At 75.7% G+C, this 7,374-nt stretch carries 7 protein-coding genes; 5 read left to right on the top strand and 2 right to left on the bottom strand.

Features of this window, described 5'->3' with window-relative positions; all coding sequences use genetic code 11:
- Window positions 1-49: 49 nt before the first annotated feature.
- Window positions 50-1,108 (bottom strand): peptidase, encoded by a 1,059-nt coding sequence (locus ACFV1L_RS36125; RefSeq protein ID WP_380374494.1) that lies wholly within the window; start codon window positions 1,106-1,108, stop codon window positions 50-52.
- A 13-nt stretch (window positions 1,109-1,121) separates the two neighbouring features.
- Window positions 1,122-1,637 carry a hypothetical protein gene (locus ACFV1L_RS36120; RefSeq protein ID WP_380374492.1) on the bottom strand — a complete coding sequence of 172 codons (516 nt, stop codon included), beginning with the start codon at window positions 1,635-1,637 and terminating at the stop codon, window positions 1,122-1,124.
- Between the two features lie 196 nt (window positions 1,638-1,833).
- Between ACFV1L_RS36120 and ACFV1L_RS36115 the strand changes: the two genes are divergently transcribed.
- The 5 genes from ACFV1L_RS36115 to pyrE all read left to right on the top strand — a co-directional run bounded on the left by ACFV1L_RS36115 (window position 1,834) and on the right by pyrE (window position 7,304).
- A complete protein-coding gene (locus ACFV1L_RS36115; protein ID WP_380374490.1) occupies window positions 1,834-2,994 on the top strand; it encodes a pyridoxal phosphate-dependent aminotransferase in 1,161 nt (386 codons plus the stop codon).
- 377 nt (window positions 2,995-3,371) lie between these two features.
- A complete protein-coding gene (locus ACFV1L_RS36110) occupies window positions 3,372-3,983 on the top strand; it encodes a DUF2617 family protein (RefSeq protein WP_380374488.1) in 612 nt (203 codons plus the stop codon).
- Between the two features lie 79 nt (window positions 3,984-4,062).
- Entirely contained in the window at window positions 4,063-5,745 is a 1,683-nt protein-coding gene (locus tag ACFV1L_RS36105; protein ID WP_380374485.1) for a spermidine synthase, read from the top strand.
- A 127-nt stretch (window positions 5,746-5,872) separates the two neighbouring features.
- Window positions 5,873-6,736, top strand: a complete 864-nt coding sequence (locus ACFV1L_RS36100; RefSeq protein ID WP_380374483.1) for a CoxG family protein — start codon at window positions 5,873-5,875, stop codon at window positions 6,734-6,736.
- A gap of 31 nt (window positions 6,737-6,767) precedes the next feature.
- Complete coding sequence (pyrE, locus tag ACFV1L_RS36095; protein ID WP_043915296.1) at window positions 6,768-7,304, top strand: orotate phosphoribosyltransferase; 537 nt, start codon at window positions 6,768-6,770, stop codon at window positions 7,302-7,304.
- Window positions 7,305-7,374: the final 70 nt, after the last annotated feature.

The following is a 7,374-nucleotide window of genomic DNA, read 5'->3' as shown; positions in this document are numbered from 1 at the left end:
CGTTCGCCGATCGGCGGACGGGCCCTCCCGCGTTCCGGTCCGGACAGGGTCAGCGGCGGCTCCGGCGGCGGAACCCGAGGAACAGCAGGTACCCGGCCGCAAGACCGAGCGCCGCGAACCCGGCCACCGCCGGAGTCGCACCGGCGCCCGACCCGGCGGCCGACGCGGTGACCGCCCCGGCCCCGCCGGGAGTCGACGGGAAGGTGACGGTGGCGCCCGCGGCGTGGTCCACCAGCCCGCTGCCCAGCTTCAGCTCGACGGACCACGGTCCCTCCGGCAGCCGGGCGTCCAGCGGGACGACCGCCTCCGCCCGCTCGCCCGGCGCCAGCGTGGTGCCGGTCCTGGCCGGGAACGGCCCGGCGCGCAGGCCGCCCGGTCCGTCGGAGAGCGTCAGCGCCCCGCCGATGTCCAGGGCGCGGCCGCCGGTGTTGTGGATCCGGGCGCGCAGCTCCGCCCGCCCGTCCGAGCCCCGGCCGGGCGTGAGCCGCTCGATCTCGAAGTCGGACACCGGCTCGCCGCCCGCCCCGATGTCCAGGTACATCCGGACGCCCACCCGGCCCACGATCGCCAGATTGTGCGCGCGGTCCGCGGGGCCGCCGGTCTGCGCCCAGATGACGCCGTACCGCTCGCCCGCCGCGGCGTTCGCCGGCACCCGGACGGTGGTGCGCACCTGCGCCGCTCCGTGGGCCGGGAGGTCCAGGCCCGAGGCGTCGAGCGAGGTCCACCCGGTCAGCTCGTTGGGGGTGCGCTCCGCCGCGAAGGCGAACTGCCCCTTGGTGACCGAGGCCGCCGCCGCGTAGACGTCGACGTGCATCGGCTCGGACGACTCGTTGCTGACCTCCACCCGCCGCTCGATGGTCGAGCCGGGCGCGAGGTGGTCGACGATGTACGCCTGCGCCCGGGGATCGTCCCGGCGGTCCTCCGGTGCGTCGAGCAGCCTGATGCCGATGGACCGCTGCTCGGGGCCCGCGGGGTGCTCCCCGTGCCCGGCGGGCCCCGGCGCGGCGGTGCCCGGCACCGGCGTGGGCATCCCGTCCGCCACCGCCGGGCCCGCCCCGACCGCCTGGACGGCGGCGAGCACCAGCAGGGGGACCACGGAACGGCGCATCCTCCTCATCGCCTCAGGCAACGGACTGGGTCAGCGTTCCGGTGTAGGTCCCGCCGACGGCGCTCGCGGGCACGTGGACGGTGACGGTCGGATCCCAGGTCGCCGTGTTGTCCCCGACCCCGGCCGTCCCGGAGAGCACGGTCTGCGGGGAGTTGCTCAGCGTCACGTCGGTCGGCGTGACGGTGATGGTGCCGGTGGTGGTCACCGAACCCACCGTGTAGTCGGCGTCGGTGGCGGGGATCGTCGACGGGCCGTTGAGGAAGTCCGTCTCCGCCGCGGTCACCGTCCAGGACGCCGACAGCAGGGCCCGCGCGTCGACGACGGTGCAGGGCCCGATGGGGGCGCTGATCGACGTACCCGGCGCGCCCGACCCCAGGGCCGCGGCCACCGGCACCGACATCGTCAGGGCACCGGAGGTGACGACGAAGGTGACGGTGGTGCTGGGGTCGTCGGCGCCGGCCGCGATGCCCGGCCCGACCAGGACGAGAGCGGCGGCCGCGGCCGCCACGGACAGAACTCGTACACGCACGATGTCTCCTGGAGTAGCCCCCCACGATGGACATGCCGAGGTGATGCACCGTCAGACAACCCAGCACCGGCGGTGCCCGCAACCCGGCCCGGGACCGGCTCCGCCATCGGGACCACCGCCCTCCGGCCGGGCGGATCCTTGTCCGCGACCACGGCCCGTCGGAGGATGGGCCGAACACCACTCGCGAGGAGCCGCAATGGGCGCAAGGCCGCTGCTGAACCGCAGCCTGGCAGGCATGGGAACGACGATCTTCGCCGAGATGTCGGCGCTGGCCGCCGCCACCGGTTCGATCAACCTCGGTCAGGGCTTCCCCGACACCGACGGCCCGGAGGAGGTCCGGGAGGCCGCGGTGCGGGCGCTGCGCGACGGCCGCGGCAACCAGTACCCGCCGGGGCCGGGCGTGCCCGAGCTGCGGGCGGCGATCGCCGAACACCAGCACCGCTTCTACGGTCTGACGGTCGATCCGGACACCGAGGTGCTGGTCACCGCCGGCGCCACCGAGGCGATCGCCGCCGCCCTGCTCGCCCTGCTGGAGCCCGGTGACGAGGTGATCGCGTTCGAGCCGTTCTACGACTCGTACGCCGCCTGCATCGCGATGGCCGGCGCCGTGCGCGTCCCGCTCACGCTGCGCGCCCCGGCGTTCCGGCCGGACCTGGACGAGCTGCGGTCGCTGATCACCCCGCGCACCCGGCTGCTGCTGATCAACACCCCGCACAACCCGACCGGCACCGTGCTGACCGCCGAGGAACTCGCCGCCATCGCCGAACTCGCGGTCCAAAATGACCTGTTGGTGGTCACCGACGAGGTCTACGAGCACCTGGTGTTCGCCGGTGCGCACCACCCGCTGGCCGCGCTGCCGGGCATGCGCGAACGCACGGTGGCGATCTCCTCGGCCGGCAAGACTTTCTCGTTCACCGGCTGGAAGGTCGGCTGGGTCACCGGCTCCCCCGAGCTGGTCGCCGCCGTCCGCACCGCCAAGCAGTACCTGACGTACGTCTCGGCCGGCCCGTTCCAGTACGCGGTCGCCGAGGCGCTGCGCCTGCCCGACGCGTACTACGCGGACTTCCGGGCCGACCTGCAGCGCAAGCGCGATCTGCTGACGGAGGGTCTGGCCGAGGCGGGTTTCCGGGTGTTCGAGCCGCAGGGCACGTACTTCGTCACCACCGACATCACGCCGCTCGGCGAGAAGGACGGCGTCGAGTTCTGCCGCGCGCTGCCCGAGCGCTGCGGGGTGGTGGCCATTCCCAACGCGGTCTTCTACGACCGCACCGACGTCGGCCTCAGCCAGGTGCGGTTCGCCTTCTGCAAGCGGGAGTCGGTGCTGCGGGAGGCCGTCGAGCGGCTGCGCCGGCTGTAGCGGCGGGGCCTGCGGACGCCCGGTGGCAGTGGATCGCTGCCGGGCGTCCCGCCATGTCCGGACGCCGTCCGCTCCACGTGCACTCCCGGAGTGCACGGCGCACGATACCGGCGTGGAGGCGCTCGATGGACAGAGTGCAACCCGGGACCGATCACACCCAGTCGGACACAGGCCTCAGAACGGTGAATGAGTGCCAAACATGGGTAAATCCCCGACGGACACGGAGAATTCGTGCTTCTCTGCTGCTGAATCTCCAGCCGGAATCCTTCCTTCCACGGTCGGCCGTGCCCCGGATCGGACAGTCTCGAACAACCTCACGCACGAGGAGTGGACCCCGACCGAAGGGGCGCGCACGGAGCTGAAACGCGGAGCCGAGCATGCTCACCACCCTGCAGACCTCCTACACGGACACCCGCGCCGGCGACCTGGCCTGGCAGCTGGGCGGCGAGCCGCTGCCCGCACTTGCCGTCCGTGACCTCAGACTCGACGACGGAACCGGCCGGTCCGGCGCCGTCGGCGGCACCCTCCAACTGCGTCTGCTGGGCGCCTCGCACCAGGTGGTCCTGGCCGCCGGCCCGGGCGACTGCCTGGAGACCGTGGCCTGTCTGCCCGGCCGCCGCACCCCGCTGCCGGCCCGGGTCGCCGAGCAGGTGGCCGGCTGGGAGTACGAGTTCGCCGCCCGGATCGAGGAGCTGCCGTCCCACGTGTTCGCGGCCCGCGCCCAGGAACTGCTCGCCCTGGTCGAGGGGCACCCTCGGGCGCTGGCCGGGGTCTTCCCCGGCGACCCGAGCGCCTTCACCGCGCTGGTCGCCCACTGCGACGAGCGCCGCGTGCACTGGCGCACCTGGCACGCCTACCCGCAGGAGGGCCGACTGGTGTGCACCCGCTCCTCGCTCTCGCTGCGCGGCACCGCCCCCCGCGCCGCCCGCCCGGACGGCGACGGACGCCCGGACGGCGACGGACGCCCGGAACCGCAGGCCGGATGGTGACCGGCCGTCAACCGGGAGCGGCTTGCAGTCCCCCGATTGGGCGCAGCCATTCACCCGGGCTCTCGCCTAGCGTTCATTCATGATCAACCATCCGGTCGGACGGTCCGCGCAGCCGGGTCCGGACGCCCCCGCTCCCCCGCCGGCGGCCGAGCTCCGGCCCACCGCCCCCCGCACCGCGGGCCGCGGCGGCGCGGTCCGGGCCGGCGGCGCCATACCGCTGGCCCTGCCCGCGCGTCCGGCCCGGATCCTGGTGCTGCTGGCCGCGTTCGTCTGCGCGGCCTGCGGCCTGGTGTACGAACTCGAACTGGTCGCCCTCGGCGGCTACCTGCTGGGCGACTCGGTGACCCAGACCTCCGTGGTGCTGTCCGTGATGGTCTTCGCGATGGGCGTCGGCTCGCTGCTCGCCAAGGGCCTCACCCGTCGGCCGGCCACCTCCTTCGCCGTGGTCGAGTACGCGCTGTCGCTGACCGGCGGGCTCTCCGCGCTCGCCCTGTACTGCGGCTGGGCCTGGCTGCGCCAGCCGCACGCCACCCTGGTCGCGCTGATCGCCGCCACCGTGCTGATCGGACTGCTGATCGGCGCGGAGATCCCGCTGCTGATGACGCTGATCCAGCGGATCCGCCGGCAGCACGCCGGCCGGGCCGTCGCCGACCTGTTCGCCGCCGACTACGTGGGCGCGCTGATCGGCGGCCTGGCCTTCCCGTTCGTCCTGCTGCCCGCCTTCGGGCAGGCCGCCGGGGCGCTGCTGACCGGTGCCGTCAACGCGGTGGCCGGGTCCGTGGTGGTGCTCTGGCTGTTCCGCGCCGAACCCGCGCCGCGCACCCGCCTGCTGCTGTGGGCCGGCTGCGGCCTGGTGCTCGCCGTGCTCGCGCTGGCCGCCGCCTGCACCGGCGCGATCGAACGCGCTGCCCGGCACGCCCTGTACGGCGGGCCGATCCGGTTCGCCGCGCAGAGCCGCTACCAGGAGATCGTGCTGGCCGGCGGCCCGGCCGGCCCGGTCGCCACCACGCCCGTGCAGCGCGTCCCGCAGCCGCTGGAACTCTTCCTGGACGGCCGGCTCGCCGTCTGCGGCCCCGACGAGTACCTCGACCACGAGGCGCTGGTGCACCCCGCCCTCGCCGCGGGCCCCAGCGGCCGGGTGCTGGTGCTCGGCGGCGACGGCCTCGCGCTGCGCGAGGTGCTCCGCCACCGGGCCGTGCAGAGCGTGCTGGTGGTCGAACGCGACCCCGAGCTGCCCGCGCTGGGCCGCCGCGACGCCGCCTACGGTGCCCTCGTCGAGCACGCCTGGGACGACCCGCGGGTGCGCCTGGTGACCGCCGAGCCGATGGGCTGGCTGCTGCGCGCCGGCGGCGCACAGTTCGACGTGATCGTCTCCGACCTGGACGACCGGGCCGCGCACGGCAAGTACCGCTCCCGCGAGTTCTACGGCCTGGTCGCCCGGCGGCTCGCCCCGGGCGGGCGGCTGGCGGTGCGCGGCGGCGCCCCGGACGGCGCGCTGTGGAGCGCCGAGGCCGGCCTGGGCGCGGTCGGGCTGGACGCCGTGCCGTACCAGGGCGGCGCGCCGGCCGTCGAGCACTGCGGGCGGGCCGGGTCCGCCCCGGCGTACCTGCTGGCGGGCCGCACCGCCCCCGCGCTGGCGCTGGCCCCGGACGCGCCCGCCCCCCGTTCGCTCACCGTCGCCGCGCTGCGCGGCACGGCGTCCCGGCTGTCCGCCCGCCGGCCCTCGCCGACGCCCCCGCCGCACTCGCTGATCGGCCCGTGACGGGCCGCCGCCCGGCCCCGGCGGCGCCGGCGAACCGCCGTCCGCGGTACGCCCGTTCGCGGCACGCCCGGCCCGGCTTGCGGTGCGGGGCTCGGCACGGCGGCGGCCGGTCGGTAGGCTCGCCGGTATGGAGCATGAGGTTGTCGTCCCGGTGCCCGCCGAGGTGGTCCGGGAGGCGCTGGTGGACCGCGAACTGGTGGCCCGCTGCGTGCCGGGGCTGAGCGCGGTCGCGTCCACGTCCGCGCCCTCGGCGGCGGACAGCCGGCTCAGGATCCGGATCGCCGGCTCCACCATCACCTTCGCCGGCCGGCTGTCCGTGGACGGCTGGCAGGACGGCGCGCTGGAACTGCGGCTGGCCGGCGAGGAGATCCGCGGCGCCGCCCCGGTGACCGCCGTGCTGCGGATCACCCTGGAGGAGCGCCCGGGCGAGACCGCCGTGCGCTTCACGACGGCGCTGACCGCCTCCGGCCGGCTCGCCGGCTTCGAGGAGCCGGTCCTGGAGACGACCGGCCGCCGGCTGATCGACCGCGCGATGGCCGCCCTGGTGGCCGAGCTGTCCGGTCCCGCCGGGGACGCCGAGGAGGACCCGGCGGACGACGCGACCGTGGTGTTCCTGGACGAGCGCGCCCAGGGCGCCGACCTGGACGACGACCTGTCGGACCTGATCGCGTTCAGCGAGGACGAGCTGCCCGGGCCGGTGCCGGTGCCCCGCCCCGAGACGGCGTACGAGCAGGAGAGCGCCCCGGTGCGGCGCAGCATCGTCGGCCGCTCCGCCGAGGAGGTCGACCACGCCCCGCCGCACGGCCGGTACGCGCCCGCCCCGCCGGCGCACAGCGCCCGGGCCCGGGCCGCCAGCCGCTGGGGCGGTGCCGAGCCGGCCCTGCTGCCCGGCGGGGGCGGCGAGCGCAACGCCCTGCCGTGGGTGATCGGCGGCGGCGTGGCACTGCTCGGCGGAGCGGTGGTGCTGGTCCGGGCGCTGCGGCGGCGCTGAGCCGCCCGGTCGGCCCGTAAAATCGCTGACCATGAGCAACGACCGGGACGCCCTGCTGGCGCAGATCAAGGACAAGGCCGTCGTGCACGGCAAGGTCACCCTCTCCTCGGGCCGGGAGGCCGACTACTACGTCGACCTGCGCCGGATCACGCTGGACGCGGAGGCGGCCCCGCTGGTCGGCAAGGTGATGCTGGACGCGGCGGCGGACCTGGAGTTCGACGCGGTGGGCGGCCTGACCCTGGGCGCCGACCCGGTGGCCGCGGCGATGCTGCACGCGGCGGCGGCCCGCGGCCGCAAGCTGGACGCCTTCGTGGTCCGCAAGGCGGGCAAGGCGCACGGCCTGCAGCGCCGGATCGAGGGCCCGGACGTGAAGGGCCGCCGGGTGCTGGCGGTGGAGGACACCTCGACCACCGGCGGTTCGGTGCTGACCGCGGTGGAGGCGCTGCGCGAGGCGGGCGCCGAGGTGGTCGGCGTCGCGGTGATCGTGGAGCGCGGCGCCGCCCCGGCGATCGCGGAGACCGGCCTGCCGTACATCACCGCGTACACCCTGGACGACCTGGGCCTGTGAGCCCCGGAACCGACCCCGCCCGGGCGCCGGTTCCACGTGGAACAGCGAGAGGCCCCGACCGCCCGAAGGC

This window comes from Kitasatospora sp. NPDC059646 (assembly GCF_042734615.1).
Classification (GTDB): domain Bacteria; phylum Actinomycetota; class Actinomycetes; order Streptomycetales; family Streptomycetaceae; genus Kitasatospora.
Note: the sequence above shows the minus strand (reverse complement) of the source record. Positions and strands in the feature narration are given on the sequence as shown.

Bases quoted from the DNA above. Each gene is read 5' to 3' on its own strand.
- ACFV1L_RS36125 (WP_380374494.1), bottom strand. From the start codon at position 1,108: ATGCGCCGTTCCGTGGTCCCCCTGCTGGTGCTCGCCGCCGTCCAGGCG.
- ACFV1L_RS36115 (WP_380374490.1), top strand. From the start codon at position 1,834: ATGGGCGCAAGGCCGCTGCTGAACCGCAGCCTGGCAGGCATGGGAACG.
- ACFV1L_RS36110 (WP_380374488.1), top strand. From the start codon at position 3,372: ATGCTCACCACCCTGCAGACCTCCTACACGGACACCCGCGCCGGCGAC.
- ACFV1L_RS36105 (WP_380374485.1), top strand. From the start codon at position 4,063: ATGATCAACCATCCGGTCGGACGGTCCGCGCAGCCGGGTCCGGACGCC.
- ACFV1L_RS36100 (WP_380374483.1), top strand. From the start codon at position 5,873: ATGGAGCATGAGGTTGTCGTCCCGGTGCCCGCCGAGGTGGTCCGGGAG.
- pyrE (WP_043915296.1), top strand. From the start codon at position 6,768: ATGAGCAACGACCGGGACGCCCTGCTGGCGCAGATCAAGGACAAGGCC.